Below are 19826 nucleotides of genomic sequence, written 5' to 3' on the forward strand. Positions count from 1 at the left end.
CCGCCCCATGGCCGCATTTGCCCATTCCGTCGGCGCTCAGACCTATCGCTTCGAAAACCTCAAGGAAGTGATGGCCAAAGCCAGTCCGGCGCGCTCCGGGGACTTTCTGGCCGGCGTCGCCGCGCTCAATGACGGCGAACGTGTGGCCGCGCAAATGGCTTTGGCCGACATTCCGCTGAGCCATTTCCTACAGGAAGTACTGATTCCCTACGAAGACGATGAAGTCACCCGACTGATCATCGACACCCACGACAAGCACGCCTTCAGCGTGGTCAGCCACCTCACCGTGGGCGGTTTTCGTGACTGGCTGCTCAGTGATGCCGCCGACGAACACGTCCTGCGCGCCCTTGCCCCCGGCCTGACCCCGGAAATGGTCGCCGCCGTGTCGAAGATCATGCGCGTGCAGGATCTGGTGCTGGTCGCACAGAAAATCCGCGTCGTCACGCAGTTCCGCGGCACCCTGGGCCTGCGCGGCCGGCTGTCCACGCGCCTGCAACCGAATCACCCCACGGACGAACCGGCCGGTATCGCCGCCAGCATCCTTGACGGTTTGCTGCACGGTAACGGCGATGCAATGATCGGGATCAACCCGGCCACCGACAGCATCGCGTCGATCTGCGCCATGCTGGAAATGCTCGACGCCATCATTCAACGCTACGAAATCCCGACGCAGGCCTGCGTTCTGACGCATGTCACTACGTCGATCGAAGCCGTCAATCGCGGAGTCCCACTGGACCTGGTGTTCCAGTCGATCGCAGGCACCGAGGCGGCCAACGCCAGTTTCGGCATCAATCTGAATGTATTGAAGGAAGGTTACGACGCCGGATTGAGCCTCAATCGCGGCACACTCGGACAAAACCTGATGTATTTCGAAACAGGCCAGGGCAGCGCCCTGTCGGCCAACGCCCACCACGGCGTCGATCAACAGACGTGCGAAACCCGGGCCTACGCCGTGGCACGACATTTCAACCCGTTTCTGGTCAACACCGTCGTAGGATTCATCGGCCCGGAATACCTCTACAACGGTAAACAGATCATCCGCGCCGGCCTCGAAGACCACTTCTGCGGCAAGCTACTGGGCGTCCCGATGGGCTGCGACATCTGCTACACCAACCACGCCGAAGCCGACCAGGACGACATGGACACCCTGTTGACCCTGCTGGGCGTGGCCGGCATCAACTTCATCATGGGTATTCCCGGCTCCGACGACATCATGCTCAACTACCAGACCACTTCCTTCCACGACGCGCTGTATGCCCGACAAACCCTGGGCCTGAAGCCCGCGCCGGAATTCGAACAGTGGCTGGCGAAAATGGGCATTTTCACTCAAGCGGACGGGAAAATTCTCTTCGGCAACAGCCTGCCACCGGCCTTCCGCCAGGCCTTGGCGCAATTGGGATGAGTGTCTCCATGGATAAACCACCCTTCGATCCGCACAACCCCTGGCTGGAACTGCGACGCCTGACACCGGCGCGAATTGCCTTGGGCCGCACCGGCACCAGCATGCCCACCCGTGCACAGCTGGATTTCCAGTACGCCCATGCCCAGGCGCGGGACGCGGTGCATTTGCCGTTTGATCAAAAGGCCCTGAGCTCGCAATTGGCTGAACGCGGGCGCGAAAGCCTCTTGCTGCACAGTGCGGCGATCGATCGCAACAGCTACCTGCAGCGCCCTGATTTGGGGCGAAAGCTGAGTGATGAGTCCGCACAAATCCTGCGCGATTACGCAGCGGCCCATCCCGGCGGCATCGATCTGGCGATCGTAGTCGCCGATGGTTTGTCGGCATTGGCCGTTCATAGGCACACACTGCCTTTTCTGGCGCGCCTGGAAGAACAGATGGGCGCTGAAAACTGGTCCCTGGCCCCGGTGATTCTGGTGGAGCAAGGTCGTGTTGCAGTGGCCGACGAGGTCGGTGAACTGCTCGGCGCCAAAATGACAGTGATCCTGATCGGCGAACGCCCCGGCCTCAGCTCGCCAGACAGCCTGGGTTTATATTTCACCTACAATCCCAAGGTCGGCCTGACGGACGCCTACCGCAACTGCATTTCCAATGTGCGTCTCGAAGGGCTGAGTTACGGCATGGCGGCACACCGTTTGCTGTATTTGATGCGCGAGGCCTGCCGGCGACAACTTTCGGGCGTCAACCTGAAGGACGAAGCCCAGGTTCAGACACTGGAAGCGGATGTCGGCGCGGACACAAAGGGTAATTTCCTGCTGAGCCCGCCGGTTACCTGAACCGCTTCTGCATTGCACTTTCGAGCGGATTTCAGGCAGGATCGACGAACGGCTGCCAGTGAGTACCTTTTGCCGTCAGTGCACGTGAAGACAGCCACTTGAAGACGAGACCTACCATGCGGATTATTCAAGCGACCCTCGAACACCTGGACCTGCTGACCCCGTTGTTCGTCAAATATCGCGAGTTTTATGGTTCCCTGCCGTATCCGGACTCGTCCCGGGCGTTCCTCGAAAAACGCCTGCGTCGCAAGGAATCGGTGATTTACCTGGCACTTTCCGATGACGACAACAAGCTGATGGGCTTCTGTCAGTTATACCCAAGCTTTTCCTCGCTATCGCTCAAACGCGTGTGGATCCTCAACGACATCTACGTCGCCGAAGATGCCCGCCGCCAACTGGTGGCCGACAACCTGATCCGCACCGCGAAGAAAATGGCCAAGGAAACCAATGCCGTGCGCATGCGCGTTTCCACCAGCAGCAACAACAAAGTTGCGCAGAAAACCTACGAGTCCATCGGATTCAAGGAAGACACCGAGTTCAAGAACTACGTGTTGCCGATCAGCGAAGAGCTTTGATCCGCACCAAATCTGCTGACGCAGCATGCTCATGATGGCGGAGTGCCATTTGGCACCGCCATCGCGAGCAAGCCTACGCTTGCAACTCATAGCGCCCTCACCGTCGGTCCGAGTGAAATGCCCCGCTACAATCTCGACGCTCTTTTCACTTTTCAGTCCGTATAATCCCGACCTCTCCTACTTGTAAGAAAAACTACCCCTGTTCGTAGTCTTACACGAAGTCATTTGCACAGGCCTGCCGAGTCGGGCCGTCATCACAGGTGCTCACCATGGATTTCAACCCGATCGATATCGTTCTGCATCTCGACGTCTACCTCGACATGCTCGTAACCAACTACGGGGCCTGGATTTACGCCATTCTGTTTATGGTGATTTTCTGTGAAACCGGTCTGGTGGTGATGCCGTTCCTGCCGGGCGATTCGCTGCTGTTTATCGCCGGCGCCGTGGCCGCCGGGGGCGGTATGGATCCGGTATTGCTGGGCGGGCTGCTGATGCTGGCGGCGATACTGGGCGACAGTACCAACTACATCATCGGGCGAACGGCCGGCGAACGTCTGTTCAGCAACCCGAACTCGAAAATCTTCCGCCGCGATTATCTGCAACAAACCCATGACTTCTATGACAAGCATGGTGGCAAAACCGTGACCCTGGCGCGCTTCCTGCCCATCATCCGCACCTTTGCGCCGTTCGTCGCCGGCGTCGGCAAGATGCCTTACCCACGCTTCTTCGCCTTCAGCGTCTTCGGCACTGTTTTGTGGGTTGGCGGCCTGGTGACCCTCGGTTACTTCTTCGGCAACGTACCGTTCATCAAGAAAAACCTGTCACTGTTGGTGGTCGGCATCATTCTGCTGTCACTGCTGCCGATGATCATCGGCGTGATCCGCAGCCGCTTCGGCAACTCGAACTCCAAAGCCGAAACACGCTGATTCACGATGTGGTCCCTGAGCGCCTGGCGACGCCAGCGCATCCTGGCCAAGCACCCGATTGCCGACGACATGTGGCAACGGGTGCGCCATCAACTGAGTTTTCTGGATGGCATCAGCGCCGCCGAAGACCAGTGGCTGCGTGAAGCCTGCGTGCTGTTCCTGCAAGACAAACACCTGACCGCCCTGCCCGGCGTTGAACTCCATCAGGAGCAACGCCTGCTGCTCGCCGCCCAGGCACAACTGCCACTGCTGCACCTGGGCGACCTGAACTGGTATCAGGGGTTTCATGAAATCATCCTCTACCCGGACGATTTTCTCAGTCCGCAGCGCCATCGCGACGCCAGCGGTGTCGAGCATGAATGGGATGGCGAGCACAGCGGCGAGGCCTGGCAGCAGGGCCCGATCATCCTCGCCTGGCCCGGCGTCATGGCCAGCGGTGGCTGGGAAGGCTACAACCTGGTGATCCACGAGCTGGCACACAAACTCGACATGCTCAACGGTGACGCCAACGGCCTGCCGCCGCTGCACGCGGACATGCGGGTCAGCGACTGGGCCAAGGTCATGCAAGAAGCCTACGACGATCTTGACCGGCAACTGGATCGCAACCCGGACGCCGAGACCGCGATAGACCCCTACGCCGCCGAGAACCCGGCCGAATTTTTCGCGGTGACCAGCGAGTACTTCTTCAGCGCCCCGGATTTGCTGCACGAGGCCTATCCACGGGTCTACGAGCAGCTGCAACTGTTCTATCGCCAGGACCCATTGAGGAGGCTCAAGCAACTTCTCGCCGAGGACCCGGTCTATCAGGCACATGACTAAGGTCTACGACCTCTGGTACGTGGCGTCGACACAGGAATATGCCTATAATCGCCGCCACTTTTTGGTCAATCCGGCCAAGTGTTTCTGGTCAACTAACGGGGGCAACGCCCAATGAGCTACAGCAAGATTCCGGCTGGCAAAGACCTGCCGAACGACATCTACGTCGCGATCGAGATCCCGGCCAACCACGCGCCGATCAAGTACGAAATCGACAAAGACAGCGATTGCCTGTTCGTTGACCGTTTCATGGCCACCCCAATGTTCTACCCGGCCAACTACGGTTACATCCCGAACACCCTGGCCGACGACGGTGATCCCCTCGACGTGCTGGTCGTAACCCCTTACCCGGTTGCTCCAGGCTCCGTGATCCGCGCTCGTCCGGTTGGCATTCTGAACATGACCGACGACGGCGGCGGCGATGCCAAAGTCATCGCCGTTCCACACGACAAGCTGTCCCAGCTGTACGTCGACGTGAAGGAATACACCGACCTGCCACCCCTGCTGATTCAGCAGATCGAGCACTTCTTCGCGAACTACAAAGATCTCGAAAAAGGCAAATGGGTGAAAATCGAAGGCTGGGACGGCGCAGACGCTGCCCGCGCCGCGATCACCAAGTCGGTTGCCGCCTACAAAGGCTAAGAAGCGGCTGCACGCTTCCACCGACAAGCTTCAAGAAAAGCCCCGGTTGATCCGGGGTTTTTTGTGGGCGCTCGAAACCGATGTTTAAACGAATTGTTTAATTAATTCTGCTTTGGTTTTTTCTTGTTTAATTTTCCCTAAAAACGTCTTACATCCAGCGTTAATTTTCCTCGAAATTTGAACGGTTCGTTTATTCAAAGCCTTATTCCGCGTCTTTAGACTCGTGTTTATGAAAAAGAACACTAGCGGCCCTCGCTTTAAAGCGCTCCTCGAAGAAGCCAAGATCACCACGACGGGATTTGCCGAGTTCCTGGACGCAGTCCCGCAAAAAGTCCACAACTGGTACACCCGTGGCGTGCCCGCCCACTGCATGGAAGAGGTTGCCAGAAAGCTATCGGTAAACAGTGAATGGCTGAAAACGGGCGAAGGCCCGAAAGATGCCAGGCACCTGCGCCTGCTCGACGAGTCCGGCAACACGTTCGACGCTCAATCCATCCGTGGTGTCTATACGGTTATCGAACCTACCGACATCGAACTGCCTTTCTACAAAGAAGCGGCCATTACTCCAGGCTCCCACAAAACCCACGTCGTCAAAGACCCTGAGCAATCCTTCCGGTTGCCTCGCAACTATCTTGATTCCCTGGAAATAAAACATACGGATGCCATCTGCGCCCGCATGATCGGCAACAGCATGGGCGAAAGAATTGAGGACGGCTCCCTGCTCGGCATTGATTGCGGGCTCAAGGACATTGTCGATGGCGAGATCTACGCGATCGAACATGACGGCATGCTGCGAATCAAATACCTGCACCGCATCCCCGGTAATGCAATACGCATGCGCAGCCACAACAGGGTCGAATACCCGGACGAAATTTTCAGAGCCGCGCAGATCGAAGAACAGAACATTCAGGTACTCGGCTGGGTGTTCTGGTGGTCGACGCTGAACAAACGCAGGCCGAAGGTGCCATTTCTGTAGCGCCGCGGCGTTTTCATCGCGGGCAAGCCACGCACACAGGGTGACGCGAGAACTGTGAGCGTGGCTTGCCCGCGAAGGCGTCGGCAGACGCAACACAAGAACCACCCAATAGCTCTATCTCGCACACCGGACTGGGAATTTCCTCAAAAAATCAGTATGCTGCGCCCCACATTTGCGCATCGACCCGCCCTGCGGAAACGATCGCACCGACAAGGCAGATGACTTTCTCGCCGAGTCCCACAGCCGGACGCAAGATCCGGGTGTACGTTTTGAAGGCTGGCGCGGTTTACCAAAAATGAACCAAGCCAGTCCCCGAGAAGCCGGCCACAAGCCGGCTTTTTAATGCCTGAAACCCACGTAGAATGCGGGCTTGATACGATCCATCTTTAACACATGCTCAAATGCTCGGGACCCGATAAGCTCCGTCTGCCGCGCCTGAACAGCAAACAGGTCAACTGCTCCAATACCTCCCCCGGGTTATGGATACCGCCCGACCCTAAAGCATCCCAGATAACGTCGATTTTACTATTAGGTTCACCGGTGATTGCCGTGTGTTGCTCCATAGCTCGCGCGCCCGACCAGCCGGTCCTAAAAATTGGGATGATAACGTCCGGGCAAAGCTTAGTTTTGCGAGAAGGCGGAATTTATTGCGCAGTGATGCTCTGTAGAACAAACCCTTGTTGGTTAGCCCTTCATCATAGTGAGTGAGCCATCACATAGCGGCTTATACTTTCACGGCACCAACACATACTCTCGAAGGCATCCCCAGCGAGCGTTAATTTATACTCGCCCGCCGGTCAGCAAAAAAACTCCATCAGCACAGGGATGCGCCCATGTCCGTTCCAACCTACGATCAGTTCATCGAGCCGATCCTGCGTTTTCTTGCCACAAAACCCAAGGGTGCAGTCGCTCGGGACGCCCATGAAGCGGCAGCAAAAAATGCTGCAACTGACCGAAGCACAGTGCGAAGAACTGATCGCCAGCGGTCAGCTCACCTACAAGAATCGATCAGGCTGGGCGCACGATCGACTCAAGCGTGCCGGTCTTTCGAGCAGTGCCAAACGCGGCTATTGGAAGTTGACTGACGAGGGCACGCGGTACGCCAAGGAGCATGCATTTCCGCTGTCAGCCAAGGAGGTTGAGCATTTAGCGATTGGCTACATGAATGTAAAACTCAAAGTCGCGCCTGATGCCGAGCCGCTGGATGATCAACCCAATGTTGAGCCAGATCTGGCTTCCGCCACCGAAAGCCCCGATGACCGACTGGAGCGAGCGTTAAATGAATTGCGCGATGCCACGGCGGCGGACCTTTTGGATAACTTGCTGCAAGTCAGCCCAAACCGTTTTGAAGTCATCGTCCTGGATGTGCTCCATCGTTTGGGTTACGGCTCCAGTCGTAATGATCTGCAACGCGTCGGTGGCTCTGGTGATGCGGGCATCGACGGCATTATCTCGCTCGACAAATTGGGCCTGGAGAAGGTTTATGTTCAGGCCAAACGTTGGCAGAACACGGTCGGCCGGCCTGAATTACAGGCATTCTACGGAGCACTCGCCGGACAAAAAGCCAAGCGTGGTGTGTTCATCACAACGTCTGGCTTTACGACGCACGCTGTCGACTTTGCCAAATCGGTTGACGGGATTGTGCTGGTAGACGGCACGAGACTGGTGTATCTGATGATGGATCATGAGGTGGGTGTGACATCGCGCTTGTTGCGGCTGCCGACGCTGGATCGCGACTACTTTGATGTGGAGTGAGTTCAGGCGTATTGCTATTTGGCCCGATTAATCAATTTCCAGACTGGGCTTGTGACTAAAAGTGATAGCACAATAGAATCTCAGCGACTGTTCTACCCCCCCCCACGGATCGAGGGTTACATCAGCGCGGGGCGCGGCCGGGACTGAATTCAGTTTAGGTTGATGTGCAGGTCAAGGAGGCCACTATGTCGGACGCCAACATCAGGGATAAATACTTCGTCTACCACCTCACTTCGGTAGAGAATCTGGATGGGATCTTCAAGGAAGGCCTAAAGCCTCGGGCAGACTTGGAAAATTTCACCGACGTCGCAGACAGCGAAATCCTCAAGAAGCGCAAAGCCCTCAATCTTGATCGTTACGTTCCTTTCCACTGGTTCGCTGCGAATCCATTCGATGGACGAGTACAACTCAGCCGGCCAAAAGAGAAATTTGTCCTGATCTCCGTCTTTCGGTCATTTGCCAAACAAAACGGTTGGAAAATTATTCCGCGGCACCCACTCGCTGATGATGCGATCCAACTGCTCGATTACAACGCTGGCTTTGAAACAATCGATTGGGAGCTAATGAATACCCGGGACTATCAGAACCCAGAATGCAAAAGCGTTTGCATGGCGGAATGCCTGTCTCCGGAAGTGGTAAACCCCAAAAACTTTCCCAGGATTTATGTACCAAATGAGGAAGTCAATTCACTTTGTGAGGCTAAAATGCGCGAAGCCAAACTTACGACTCCTATCAGCGTGAATCCCGGAATGTTCTTATAAATGAACTACACCAGCCTGAATCCAGAGAAAGCTCTGATTTGGCGTATCGTCCATCGCGATAACCTGCCCTGGATTCTGGACAACGGTCTGCATTGCGCAAACTCGGAGGTACAGGCACCACAGTACGTGAACATCGGCAACCTAGACCTGATCGACAAGCGCCGATCCCGTCACGTGCCTATCGCGCCCGAAGGCGTTTTGGCTGATTATGTGCCCTTCTATTTCACGCCCTTCTCGGTGATGATGCAGAACATTCACTCTGGATGGAGTGTGCAACAACGCAGCAATGACGAGATCGTGATTCTGGTCTCGAGCCTCTATCGCGTTGAGGAACTCGGCCTACCGTTTGTCTTTACAAACGCACATGCCTATCCGAGTTGGACAGACTATTACAGCAATCTGACGAATCTCGACCAGATCGATTGGTCTATTCTTCAACGACGCGACTTCAAGCGCGATCCTGACGACCCTCGCAAGATGGAGCGTTATCAGGCGGAAGCGCTGATCCACCATCACTTACCGATTACGGGACTACTGGGCATCATGTGCCATACCGATGCGATGAAAGTACGCATAGAACAAGACGTCGCCGTCAGGGGCCTGACGTTGCCTGTACATGCGCGCCCCAAATGGTATTTCCAATGATCAAATTCACCCAAGGCAACCTTCTGGAAGCCAGAACTGAAGCCCTCGTCAACACGGTGAACACCGTAGGCGTGATGGGTAAGGGCATCGCATTGATGTTCAAAGAACGCTTTGCACAGAATTACCGCTTGTACGCAGCGGCGTGTAAAGCAGGTGAAGTAGAAACCGGCAAAATGCACGTGACAGCCACCAACGAACTCGATGGCCCTCAATGGATTGTAAACTTTCCTACAAAGCGCCATTGGCGCTCTCCATCGCAAATGGCATGGATAACCGAAGGCTTGCATGATCTGCGGCGGTTTCTGCTTGAAAACGATGTGAAATCCGTCGCGGTTCCACCGTTAGGTGCTGGCAATGGCGGCTTGAAGTGGCCTGAAGTCCGCGAACAGATTGTCGAAGTTTTGGGGGATCTGGATGCTGATGTCTTGGTGTTTGAGCCATCCGACCAGTATCTAAACGTCGCCAAACGTACGGGTGTAGAAAGGCTCACGCCAGCCCGCGCTCTTATCGCCGAGTTGGTTCGTCGCTACTGGGTTTTAGGTATGGAATGCAGCCTGCTGGAGATCCAGAAGCTGGCCTGGTTTCTCGAGCGCGCAATCGAGATGTTACCGGGTGCCGAGAACCCTCTGAATCTGAAGTTTGTCGCACATAAATACGGCCCGTACGCCAACCGGCTAGAACACCTGCTTGATAACCTCGATGGCAGCTATCTGCACTGTGACAAGCGTATAAGTGACGCAGGCATTAGCGATGTGATCTGGTTTGATCAGGAGCGTAAAGCCTTTTTGCAGACCTATCTCAAGACTGAGGCCAAGGAATACTCTCAAGCGTTGGAGCGCACGGCTCAACTGATTGACGGTTTTGAATCGCCATTCGGTATGGAGTTATTGGCGACGGTAGATTGGCTGTTGAGCCAGGAAGGGGTATCTGCAACCGTTCCTGCGTTGCGCGAAGCATTGAAGCATTGGGACGGTGGCACCGGAGCTGCTGCCCGCAAGAGTAAACTGTTCGATGATCAGGCACTTGATATTGCGCTCAAGCGCTTGACCTCCAGCAGTTTCCGGCCGGAATTAGCGGCCTAAGTGACGACGGCAGAACTGGGCAGCAACCTGCTGCCCAATTTCCCTCACGGATAACTAAACGCCTTCACCAACGTCAATTCCCCCACCGCCCGCATCGGCACCAGAAACGTCTCGATCTTTTCACTCGGCGTGCCTTCCTCGGTAATCACCGTGACCTGCGCGGTGGTCAGTGCTTGAACCGCTTCTTCCTGGCCCTCTTCGTCACTGCGATAGCCACCGCCGAAGTAGTTCACATACACCAGATACTGCCCCTTGATCGGTGCGGGCATGGCGAAGATTTCCGGGCCGTAGCCGGTGGTCACGTCGACATCGAGCGCCGCACCGTTGGCGGCGACGCGGTCGCCGTACCAGATGTGCGCGCCATCAGGGGTAATCAGGTGCAGGTCGAGGTCGGTGTTGTCGCTGTCCCATGACAGCAAAACACGCAATTTGGCCGGGGTGGCGCCGCCGCTGGCGTTGAGAAATTGCGTGCGGTGGCGTTGCTGGCCGTCAGGGCTGCGGACTTCGACGCTGTTGCTGCCATTGGGAAACGAAAACGGGCGATCAAAGCGGCCCGCCGGATCGATTTTCAGCGGCATGCTGACACCGTTCACAATCAGCCGACCGGGTTCTGCCGACTTGGGCGTGGCTTTGATCTGTCCAGTGATGCGCGCGGTGTTGGCCTGGCCTGGCGGGGTGTTCACCGAGGAGGCCGGGTAATTGACGGTCTGGCGGAAGTTTTCCCCCTCGCCTTCGACCGCACCAGTGCGCCAACCGCCTACGGGGGTGTCGAGCTTGACGCTGTCGGCGGCCATGGTCGGCGATAACATGGCCAACGCGCAAAGCAATAGCAAGACCTGTGGATAACGGAGTGTCATGGTCTATTCCAGCAAAAGATGACGGGCGAGCCCTTCGATGTAGTTTTCATCCTGGCCGTTAGGGTGTGCTTCAAAGGCCAGGTGCAGGTATTCGTGAGTCAGGTCGAGACGGTCTTGCAGCGAAAGCACGCCGCGCACGTAGATGCGCTGGCGTTCGCGGTCGACATAGGGGCGGCCGAAGGTCAGGCGGCAGACGGCGAAGGTGCTGACTTCGTTGTAGCCGGTTTCGCTTTCCAGGCGTGGACGCCAGCCGCGACGCTGCTTTTGCAGCCAGTCTTGCGCGGCGGGCAGCGCTTCGCAGGAAGCGACGGGATTGTCCCAACGGCTGAGGCTGGCACGTGGGTAAGCGTGCAGCAGGATGGCGTCGTAGCGTTGACCGGCGTTGGCTTGTTCGACGGCTTGCTGCCAGGACAGTTTGTCCGGGCCGGGTTGATCGGAATGGTAGGTCACTGCGCTGCCGGCCAGTACCAGATCACTGGTCCAGGCGGCGATGTTGCGCGCTTCGGCGCTGGCCGGACGTGGTGCGACCCGTTGGCGCTGGCTGCTGTCGTCGATGCTCAGGCAGTCGCCGTTGCGCGTGGCGTTTTGCAGCAGGTAAGTGCGAATGGCCACGGCCAGGGCTTTGGCCGCTTCGGCGGGTTCGGCGGTGGCTTCACGTTGCAGCACGCGAGCGACGTATTCTTCGCGGTCCAGGCGCGCCACCAGTTGGTCTTTCATTAAAAACAGTTCGCCATCGCTGTGGATATCGAGCTGATTGCCGCTGGCGAATTCGACGCGGTAGTCGCCCTGTAAAGGTCCGGACGCTGCAACGCGGCCTCCCGACAGAACCCGCGTCAACGGATAACGAGAGAACAGGCTGACCTCGACGCACTTTCCGGTCTCGGCCGGCCAGGATGCCGGGAGCACCGTGGCCAACGCAGGGCCATACTCACGCAAGACCCGCTGGCTGGTCCCACGCCCACCGGCCCAGATCGGCGCACCGTCCGCCGTCCAACCGGCGAATCCACCCTGGCGCGACGCCGGATCCCGATCCCCCCGCCAGCTCCAGGTTTTCACTCGCAACCGGCTGCCGAGTTCGCCGACCACATTGCCGTCTGCGGCATTGAGCACCACATCGAGCAATACCCGACGCGCCTGATCCTGGGCCGGCAGTAGCGCCAGGGAGCGCAACAACTCGGCCACAGGAGCCCGAGTGTCAGGCTGCAGTGAAGCCAGGTTCAGCAACCACGACGGCGCCTGTCGCGTTTGCCAATAGGCTCGCCAATCGGCGCTGGAAATGCCCAGACGCGTCGGCTCGAAATACAACCCGCAGGACTTGACCAACGCCTGATCACGTTCGATCTTGCCGCCCGCCGTGCAGCAATAGACTTCCTCCTTCGACTGACCACGACATTCATAAGCCGGTTCGCGTGCGCCGGTGTCCACCAGCCAGCTGTAGACAAACAACTTCCACACACTGCCCAGCGGGGTCTGCAAGGTATCGGGCAACGGCTCGCGCGCCAGCAACTGAGTCCGGCTCAAGGACAGCAAATCACCCTTGAACGCCAGATGCAGCGGTTCGTCCTGCGCCGTGGCCAGCGCAGGGATCAAACACAACAGCCAGCAGACCAGAAGCCGTGGCATGTCAGTGGACCGTGACCTGACCGAGCGCCGGTTTCTGCTCTTGAGCCTGATGCTCTGGCGCATACACCTGAGTGAAGCGCGTCGGCGGCAGGTTGAATTGGCCTTTCTGCGAGAAACGCACCAGATGACGCAGGCGCAGCTCACCGCTCAGCGCATCCACCGGCACGGCATAGGCCAGTTGCCCCGGCTCGAAACGGGCCTTTTCCAGTGCCGTGGGTTCGGTGCCGGCCTTGCCCATCAACTTGATGCCCCAGGTAGTGCGCTCAACATCGGCGCCCGGTGGCAACGGCACTTCGAGCATGCCGTAGCGCAGCGGTTTGGCGGCTTTGCTGGTGAGGATCACTTCGTCCAGGTACAGGCTGTCGCTGGACAACGGCGCGTTGCCGACCGCCTCCAGTTTGAAGGTGAACGCTTCATCCCCCGGCACCAGCCGAGACAGGCGACGGGTGATGGTCACGGCCATCGGATCGACGGTGGGTTGCTGGCTTCGGAAGCTCAACGCAGCCCGCAATGGACGCTCCTGGGTGCCGCTTAACGACAATACCGTCGGCACGGCCGTAGCGCCTTGCCAGGTCCAATACACCTCGCCGGTATCACCGTATTTTTTCTTCCAGCCTTCACCCGGTGCCAAGGCAATGGCAGGTGAAGCCTGTTCGATGCTGCGCTGCAGCCAGGTCAGCGCCAACGCCCGTTCCAGGGTCGATTGCCGGGGCAGCAAGCGCTGCAGCAACGCCTGCGCGTGGGCCTGATCGAAGGCTTGCAGCGACAGATTCAGGGCTTCTGCAAACGGCTGGGAACTGACGGCCAGGCGTTGCTGAGCATCCGCCAGCTGCCGGTTGAAAGCGTCGGGCAGCGTGACCTTCGATTGCTTGGCCAACGACGCCGTCAGCGCCCGGGCGGCGGCCAGACCCAACGCTGAATCCGGATCACTCATGACGATGCTGTCTTCGCCATCGTCCATCAGGTTCGCGGCATTGCCCTCGCCCGCTTTTGCCAGGTCATCCATCAGTCCGCTGAGCAAGGTGTTCACCGGCAATTGCATCTGTTTGGCGAACGACAGAATCAGCGCGCGCTGTAACAGCGGCGTGTTTTTCGCCTGCTTCGAATAGACCTCCAACACCCGCTGCCAGTGCTCTGGCGGCAGGCTCAGCTCCAGCACTTTGCTGGCGTGCCAGTCGGCGTAATAAGCGTAGGCGGTCAGGAACGCGTCCGGCTCGCCGTCCATGCCCCACCAGGTGAAACTCGCCGACGGTCCGGCCATTTGCACCAGCCGCAAGCGGCTGTTCTGCATGATCAGGCGCAAGCGGTCGCGGACCTGCGGGTTCGACGCCAAGGTCGGATAGGCCATGCTCAGTGGCAACAAACGACTGGCGGTTTGTTCGACGCCGCCATAGGGGTAGCTCAGCAGATCATCCAGTGCCGAACGGAACAGCGCTTGCGGGCTGTCATCCAGGCGCAGGCGAATATCCGTGGCGTCGGCCGGCAGCGTCAGCGGCGTATCGCCGACGCTCACGTCCAGGCTTTGGCTCTGCGTGACTTGCCATCCTTCACCGGTGGCGATCAGGCGCACGGCCAAGGCATCAGCGGTTTTGCCGTCCTGCACCAGCTCGGCGGTCCACTCGCCACTGGCCAGGGAGAACTCAGGCAACGCGATGTAGTTGATGCCGTTGCTCAGCGTCACAGGCACACGCTGCTCGTTGCCCGCGTAATGAGTCACCAGCTCGGCCTTGACCGGGTTTTCTGCCTGGCTGAAGGCGAACACGCCGAGATCCGGCTTATCGCCCGTGCGGAATGTGCTCGGCCCGCTCCATTTCAGGTACAGCGGTTTCTCCGAACGCACGAACTGTTTTTTCTGCCCGACCAAACCGTCATCGGCGATGGCCCGGGCGGTGATGCGCCAGCGGGTCAGCGAATCCGGCATCTTGAAGGTGAAGCGGGTTTTGCCACTGGCATCGGTCACCAGCTCCGGCTGCCACGCGGCGGTGTCGACGTCTTCGCGGCGCGGCCGTTCCAGCACCTTCACGCCACGTTCGCTGCGGTTGGCCTTGCCCGGTGCACCAGGGCTGCCCGGTAACGCCACGTCGTAGCTGATGAACGACAGGCTGGCGCTGGTGCGCACGTTGTTACGCCGTGGGTGATAGAAAAACTGGTCGATGCTCGGCGCGACTTCCGGCTGCAACGCGTAGACCATTTCGTCGACCACGCTGACCGTCAGGTGCGCCGGGATCGGCTTGCCGGCGAACTGGGTGCTCAGGTCCACCGACACGGTATCGCCGGGTCGATAGGTGTCTTTATCGGTGGCGATGGCCACGTCTATCTGCGGCGCAATCACCTTGATGCCGGCATTCTGGAAACTGTACTGACCGCCCTTGGTGTACAGCACCGAGAAGGTCAGGTTCGGTGCGAAGCTGTCCTTCACCGGAATGCGCGCGCGGTATTGGGTGTCGCTGAGTTTTTCCATCTTCAGCCAGTCACCGCCCCTGGACAGCAACGCGGTGGCCTCGACCTTGTCACGTTCGAGCGACAGCAGTGCATCACTGATCGGCTCGGGGAAGGTCATCAACGCCAGGGCTTCGTCGCCGGCCTTGTACTCGGGTTTGTCGAGGACGATTTCAACGGTGCCCGGCACCGCTTTGACGCCGTCGCCGGTGACCGAATGACCGGTGGCGCCAAGGGTTCGGCCGTGGTCATCCCTGAGTGTCAGGTTGTAGGTACCAGGGCGCTCGAACGCCAGGGTGAAAGCCTTGTCGGTGGCCGTCAGTTTGCCTTCGCCGGTGCTCTGGTCCTCCAGGCGCACCCAGCCATAACTGCTCGGCGTGACCGACTGGCTCTGCTCGCTTTCATTGGCGTAGCTGAATACCACCTTGTCGCCCACCGCGCTGAAACGCTGCGGCGCGCTCAAGCGGAAATTCGCGGCACCGCGATCAATGAGGATTTCCTTGGTGGTCTTGACCCGATACGCCGCGCCATCGCTGGCGAACACGGTGAGCATGAAGCGACTCGGTTTCTCCGCAGCCGGCAGTTCGAGGGTGGCGTTGCCCTTGGCGTCGGTGGTCAGTTCGGTGCTGGTCAGCTCCACCGGGAATTGACCGAGGTATTGCAGCTCGTTGTCGACCATCGACAGCTGCTGAGCACGCAAGCTCAGGCTCAATTTGGCATTGGCTACCGGTTTGCCGTCCGGATACAGCAACACGAGACTGCCCTTGACCGCTTCGCCGGTGCGGTAGTCCTGCTTGGCCAGATTCAGTGAAATCTCGAAGTGCGGCTTGATGTACTCGGCGACCCGGAAGGCGCTGCTGTAGGCTTGATCCTTGTAACTGAAACGCAGCTCATAACCGCCGGCCACGGCATTGTCGGGCAACTGGAAACGCGCCTGGGTGCCGGCCTTGGAATCCAGTTTCAAGTCCAGGGTTTGCAGGGCCGTACCGGTGGCATCGAGCACGGTCATGTTGATGTCGGCGGCGCCTGGCGGCACCGAGTCCCGGGCGTTCTTGAACTCGCGACCGACGATTTTCAACGACACCCAATCCCCCGGCCGGTACAGCGGCCGGTCGGTGAAGGCATAGAGTTTGGTGTCGTAGATTTCGCTGTCGTAGTAGAAGTTTTCCGAGACGAATACGCCGCCCTCTTCGTCTTCGCCTATCACGAACGACCGCTCGGGGCTGACGTGTTTCAGGCGCAGCAGACCCTCGGCATCAGTGGCGCCGCTGCTCATCACGCCGAGGCCGTCGGTCCACAACACATTGACCTTGGGCACCGCACTGCCTTCGTGCTTGCGCGCCGCCCACACCAGCAATTCATCGCCGGCAATCTTGCTCACGGCCACGGTGTTGGAAACGAAGACCATGGTGGTTGCCCGGTACTTGCCGATCAGCGCTTCCACCAGATACAGGCCCGGTTTCAGGTTGCCCAACGGGATATAGACGTTGCCCGGCGCGACGCTGACGAACTCGCTGGAGGAGCCCGCGAGGTTCACCCCTTCCGGTGGCTGGATCGGCTTGGCCTGCCACAACGGGTAGCGGAACTGACTGACCACTGGCAGCCCCGGAATCAATGCGAATTGCGGCTGCGCGTCGTAGGGCGTTGGCGCGGCCATGGCGTTGCCCATCTTCAGTTCCGGCACGTGCTCGGTGACTTGTTTACGCGACTCGTAGGAAAACGCCCGCTGCATCACCCGGCGAGACTTGCGGTACCAGTTGTCCCACAGGTACGCGAGGGTATTGGACAGGCCCTCGCCCTTGAACTGGCCGTCGCTGACCACCCGGTGCAGATTCTTCTGGCGCTTGAGGAAATCCAGCGGCTTGTCGATGCGATACACGCGAATGTCGGCGCCGCCGTAGGGTTCCATGCGGAACCGGCGATAGTCGCGGCCTGGTGCTTCGAGACGCACCATCGCCTGTTCGTCGCTGGCGAAACTGCTGTCGGCCAGCAGAAAGAAACTCTCCCCGGCCACCGGCGTATAGCCACTCGGTTCAACGGTGTCTTCGGCATTCACCACTGAAAAAGGCAGCGCCATTAGCAACAGCAGAGGCAGAAAACGCAACATGCGGGCACCGATCATTGGGAGAGAAAATTCAGTCGATAAACGCCGATGAAGTTGGGGTTGGCTGCATCGGGTATCCATCGGGTGTCCTTCCATGTCATGAGTTGTTGCAGGCTTGCGGAGCGCATGCCGTTGTCAGTGGGTGTGGTGGTACCGGTGTGATAGGCGATGTAGCGACCCATCCAGATCATCAGGTGCTGGTCGTCGCCCTGATCGAAAAACATCAGGTCACCGGGACGCGCCTGGGCCACATCACGGCCGACCAGATGGCTGTTGAACTGAATCAGCTTGATCGCGTTGACGTACGGCCCGACCTTGCCGCCGCCCTGCTGCCATTGCCGGGCGAGACCGCGCTGGGCATCACTCAATGGCAGCTCTGGCGGCAGGTAGCGATTGGACAGGCCATTGCTGCGCAGCCATTTGTCGTCATGGACTTTCAGCGCTTCGTTGGCGGCGAAACGCACCAGCCCGGCGCAGTCCTGTTGATACCAGCGCGGGCTCGGGCCCTGGCTCAGTTGCTCCTGGGCGATGCGCACGAACCAGGCGCGGAACACTTGGGATTGCTGCGGGTCGAGCGCCGGGGTTTCGACAGCCCGGGCAGCCGCGCTCAGCAGCAGCGCGAGCAGGCCGAGGCTTCGGATCAGTCCAGTCACAGGGCTTTCCATTCCAGTGGCAGCCATTGCCAGTGGCCGTCGGGTTCGCTGCCTTCAGGCAAGGTCAGCGCGTACTTGCCGTAACCGCCGAGCTTGCGCAGTTTCGGGATGAGGTAGGTTTGCGCGGCGTTGTAGAACACCGGCTCCATGTCCTGGGGCAGGCTGTCGAGGGTTTCCTGTTGCATCAGCTGGGCCATGGACTCCGGGCCGAAGTAGATCGGCATCAGCAGGTCCTTCGGCACCACGTCGGCCATCGGCGGAAAGCGCTTGTCGAGGGTGCCGAGCGCCTTGTCCACCAGTTTGTCGTCGAGGGAGAACAGCAGCGTCGAACCGTGACGCGCCAGGCTGACGCGCATGAAAGCCTTGCCGGTGATCGCGTCCGGGTCTTCGGCGTCCTTGGCCGCGTACGGACCGAAGTTTGAGCTGACCTGGCGCTGCCACTGATGGGTCGGGCCCTCCTGTTTTTCGACCACCGGGAACGCGTGATCTTCGACCTTGCCTTCGTAGGCGCCAACCATCGAGCCGAACAGCTTGCCCAGATCACCATCGAGTCTGGCGCTGTCCTTATCGTTCAGGCCGGCCACCAGCAGCGGCGTGTACAGCCGCGAATCGGCGTACCAGCACAGGCCCGCGGCACCGGCCATGTGTTCGGTCAAGGCCTGCGCCACCTTCTCGTCGGCGCCGAGTTTTACCAGCAGCGGTTTCTGTTGTTCGGCGGCAAGCGGCAAGGCCACGCAGGCGCTGGCACCCATGGGCATGGCTTGCCAGATCGGTTTGAAATCGAAGCCCGGCTGATCGTCCAGTTCATCCATGGCGAGGAAGCTGTGCCAGCCCTTGTCGTCCATGTCGAAGCGCAGCCCGGCGAAGTTCGGGATGAAACGCTGATACCCCATCGCCAGCACACTGGCGTTGACCGACAGGCGTTGCTTCACTTCAGGCGCGCGTGGCGGCAGGCCGAATGCTTCGGGGAACAGTTTGTCGCCGTTGAGCAGCGCGGCGATGGCGGCTGTCGAGACACTGCCCGGCTCCTCGGCCTGGCCACTTTGCGGGTCGTAGAGTTTCGATGGATTGGACAGCACCACCAGTTTGTCGCCATGGGAGGCAAACACCAGCGCCTTGCTGGCGTTGTAGGTGAGCTGATAGAGCGCGACATCGTCGCTGCCGACCTTCACATCGGCAATTTTGCTCAGCTGTGAATCATCCAGCGCCACCTTGGCCAGTGGTTCCAGCACCTTGGCCAGTCCGCCGCGATCCATCACCAGCAGGAAATCCTTGAGCCGACCATCCGCCCCGCGCCACAGCGCCACGTCGGCGGGTTGATCGAAGAGCTGTTCGATCAGGCTGTCCTGCAACTTCAGGTCATGCTCGTAAATGATCCGCCGCAGACTGCCGATCAGCCCGAGGCGATCCGCGTGGGTTTCGTAATAGAAGACGAAATCTTCGGTGAGGGTTTCCTTGAGGAACGGCACCGCCAGCAGATCCTTGGGCAATTGGCTCAAGGAGTGGGTTTCCAGCAGGCCATCCGGCCGGCTCATGCCCAGCTTGTCGCTGGCCAATACGGGCGCAGGCACCTTGGGTTTGTGCAGGAACCACCCCACCCCGCCCGCCACAACGGCGGCCAGGCCCAACCCAAGCAATAGCGCCGGCCAGCGCCGGGAAGGTTTGGCGGCCGATGCATCGGCGGCTGGGGACACGATGTTTTCACTCATTTCACAAAACCCAATTCATCCGTGGTGC

The 19826-nt window shown here is 59.2% G+C and carries 16 protein-coding genes; 11 read left to right on the forward strand and 5 right to left on the reverse strand.

Features of this window, described 5'->3' with window-relative positions; translation table 11 throughout:
* Nucleotides 1-7: 7 nt before the first annotated feature.
* The 11 genes from ACVWYU_RS10865 (at nt 8) to darG (ending at nt 10413) form a co-directional block, all read left to right on the forward strand.
* Complete coding sequence (locus ACVWYU_RS10865; protein ID WP_090325521.1) at nt 8-1402, forward strand: ethanolamine ammonia-lyase subunit EutB; 1395 nt, start codon at nt 8-10, stop codon at nt 1400-1402.
* Nucleotides 1403-1410: 8 nt separating this feature from the next.
* The gene (gene eutC, locus ACVWYU_RS10870; protein WP_457372681.1) at nt 1411-2235 is read left to right on the forward strand and encodes an ethanolamine ammonia-lyase subunit EutC; all 825 of its coding nucleotides are present in this window, start codon (nt 1411-1413) and stop codon (nt 2233-2235) included.
* A 116-nt stretch (nt 2236-2351) separates the two neighbouring features.
* Nucleotides 2352-2810, forward strand: a complete 459-nt coding sequence (locus ACVWYU_RS10875; protein WP_247254597.1) for a GNAT family N-acetyltransferase — start codon at nt 2352-2354, stop codon at nt 2808-2810.
* Between the two features lie 269 nt (nt 2811-3079).
* A complete protein-coding gene (locus tag ACVWYU_RS10880) occupies nt 3080-3736 on the forward strand; it encodes a DedA family protein (RefSeq protein WP_090325526.1) in 657 nt (218 codons plus the stop codon).
* 6 nt (nt 3737-3742) lie between these two features.
* Nucleotides 3743-4555: a M90 family metallopeptidase gene (locus ACVWYU_RS10885; RefSeq protein ID WP_457372682.1), complete on the forward strand. Its 813-nt coding sequence runs from the start codon at nt 3743-3745 to the stop codon at nt 4553-4555.
* Nucleotides 4556-4666: 111 nt separating this feature from the next.
* Nucleotides 4667-5194: an inorganic diphosphatase gene (ppa, locus tag ACVWYU_RS10890; RefSeq protein ID WP_003228599.1), complete on the forward strand. Its 528-nt coding sequence runs from the start codon at nt 4667-4669 to the stop codon at nt 5192-5194.
* A gap of 229 nt (nt 5195-5423) precedes the next feature.
* Nucleotides 5424-6170 (forward strand): S24 family peptidase, encoded by a 747-nt coding sequence (locus ACVWYU_RS10895; protein WP_390959798.1) that lies wholly within the window; start codon nt 5424-5426, stop codon nt 6168-6170.
* Between the two features lie 921 nt (nt 6171-7091).
* Nucleotides 7092-7925: a restriction endonuclease gene (locus ACVWYU_RS10900; RefSeq protein WP_457372683.1), complete on the forward strand. Its 834-nt coding sequence runs from the start codon at nt 7092-7094 to the stop codon at nt 7923-7925.
* A 185-nt stretch (nt 7926-8110) separates the two neighbouring features.
* Nucleotides 8111-8686, forward strand: coding sequence for a DarT ssDNA thymidine ADP-ribosyltransferase family protein (locus ACVWYU_RS10905; protein WP_457372684.1), 576 nt, complete (start codon nt 8111-8113; stop codon nt 8684-8686).
* Complete coding sequence (gene darT, locus ACVWYU_RS10910) at nt 8687-9331, forward strand: type II toxin-antitoxin system toxin DNA ADP-ribosyl transferase DarT (RefSeq protein WP_457372685.1); 645 nt, start codon at nt 8687-8689, stop codon at nt 9329-9331.
* Nucleotides 9328-10413 (forward strand): type II toxin-antitoxin system antitoxin DNA ADP-ribosyl glycohydrolase DarG, encoded by a 1086-nt coding sequence (darG, locus tag ACVWYU_RS10915; protein ID WP_457372686.1) that lies wholly within the window; start codon nt 9328-9330, stop codon nt 10411-10413. Before darT ends, darG begins: the two co-directional genes overlap by 4 nt.
* A 44-nt stretch (nt 10414-10457) precedes the next feature.
* Here darG and ACVWYU_RS10920 read toward each other — a convergent pair whose 3' ends face one another.
* Genes ACVWYU_RS10920 through ACVWYU_RS10940 form a run of 5 tightly spaced genes read right to left on the reverse strand, consistent with a single transcriptional unit; the run spans nt 10458 to nt 19798 of the window.
* A complete protein-coding gene (locus ACVWYU_RS10920; protein ID WP_457372687.1) occupies nt 10458-11270 on the reverse strand; it encodes a YfaP family protein in 813 nt (270 codons plus the stop codon).
* A 3-nt stretch (nt 11271-11273) separates the two neighbouring features.
* Nucleotides 11274-12893, reverse strand: a complete 1620-nt coding sequence (locus ACVWYU_RS10925; RefSeq protein ID WP_457372688.1) for a DUF2300 domain-containing protein — start codon at nt 12891-12893, stop codon at nt 11274-11276.
* Between the two features lies 1 nt (nt 12894).
* Nucleotides 12895-17454: an alpha-2-macroglobulin family protein gene (locus ACVWYU_RS10930; RefSeq protein ID WP_457372689.1), complete on the reverse strand. Its 4560-nt coding sequence runs from the start codon at nt 17452-17454 to the stop codon at nt 12895-12897.
* A complete protein-coding gene (locus tag ACVWYU_RS10935; RefSeq protein WP_090325533.1) occupies nt 17451-18101 on the reverse strand; it encodes a DUF1175 domain-containing protein in 651 nt (216 codons plus the stop codon). The genes ACVWYU_RS10930 and ACVWYU_RS10935 overlap by 4 nt, the downstream gene beginning before the upstream one ends.
* Entirely contained in the window at nt 18086-19798 is a 1713-nt protein-coding gene (locus ACVWYU_RS10940; protein ID WP_090325534.1) for a DUF2138 domain-containing protein, read from the reverse strand. Before ACVWYU_RS10940 ends, ACVWYU_RS10935 begins: the two co-directional genes overlap by 16 nt.
* Between the last annotated feature and the right edge of the window lie 28 nt (nt 19799-19826).

Source organism: Pseudomonas sp. TE12234 (assembly GCF_054061835.1).

What these genes read in the sequence shown, in the direction of transcription:
- ACVWYU_RS10865 (WP_090325521.1), top strand. Translation starts at nt 8, where the DNA reads ATGGCCGCATTTGCCCATTCCGTCGGCGCTCAGACCTATCGCTTCGAA.
- eutC (WP_457372681.1), top strand. Translation starts at nt 1,411, where the DNA reads ATGGATAAACCACCCTTCGATCCGCACAACCCCTGGCTGGAACTGCGA.
- ACVWYU_RS10875 (WP_247254597.1), top strand. Translation starts at nt 2,352, where the DNA reads ATGCGGATTATTCAAGCGACCCTCGAACACCTGGACCTGCTGACCCCG.
- ACVWYU_RS10880 (WP_090325526.1), top strand. Translation starts at nt 3,080, where the DNA reads ATGGATTTCAACCCGATCGATATCGTTCTGCATCTCGACGTCTACCTC.
- ACVWYU_RS10885 (WP_457372682.1), top strand. Translation starts at nt 3,743, where the DNA reads ATGTGGTCCCTGAGCGCCTGGCGACGCCAGCGCATCCTGGCCAAGCAC.
- ppa (WP_003228599.1), top strand. Translation starts at nt 4,667, where the DNA reads ATGAGCTACAGCAAGATTCCGGCTGGCAAAGACCTGCCGAACGACATC.
- ACVWYU_RS10895 (WP_390959798.1), top strand. Translation starts at nt 5,424, where the DNA reads ATGAAAAAGAACACTAGCGGCCCTCGCTTTAAAGCGCTCCTCGAAGAA.
- ACVWYU_RS10900 (WP_457372683.1), top strand. Translation starts at nt 7,092, where the DNA reads ATGAAGCGGCAGCAAAAAATGCTGCAACTGACCGAAGCACAGTGCGAA.
- ACVWYU_RS10905 (WP_457372684.1), top strand. Translation starts at nt 8,111, where the DNA reads ATGTCGGACGCCAACATCAGGGATAAATACTTCGTCTACCACCTCACT.
- darT (WP_457372685.1), top strand. Translation starts at nt 8,687, where the DNA reads ATGAACTACACCAGCCTGAATCCAGAGAAAGCTCTGATTTGGCGTATC.
- darG (WP_457372686.1), top strand. Translation starts at nt 9,328, where the DNA reads ATGATCAAATTCACCCAAGGCAACCTTCTGGAAGCCAGAACTGAAGCC.
- ACVWYU_RS10920 (WP_457372687.1), bottom strand. Translation starts at nt 11,270, where the DNA reads ATGACACTCCGTTATCCACAGGTCTTGCTATTGCTTTGCGCGTTGGCC.
- ACVWYU_RS10925 (WP_457372688.1), bottom strand. Translation starts at nt 12,893, where the DNA reads ATGCCACGGCTTCTGGTCTGCTGGCTGTTGTGTTTGATCCCTGCGCTG.
- ACVWYU_RS10930 (WP_457372689.1), bottom strand. Translation starts at nt 17,454, where the DNA reads ATGATCGGTGCCCGCATGTTGCGTTTTCTGCCTCTGCTGTTGCTAATG.
- ACVWYU_RS10935 (WP_090325533.1), bottom strand. Translation starts at nt 18,101, where the DNA reads ATGGAAAGCCCTGTGACTGGACTGATCCGAAGCCTCGGCCTGCTCGCG.
- ACVWYU_RS10940 (WP_090325534.1), bottom strand. Translation starts at nt 19,798, where the DNA reads ATGAGTGAAAACATCGTGTCCCCAGCCGCCGATGCATCGGCCGCCAAA.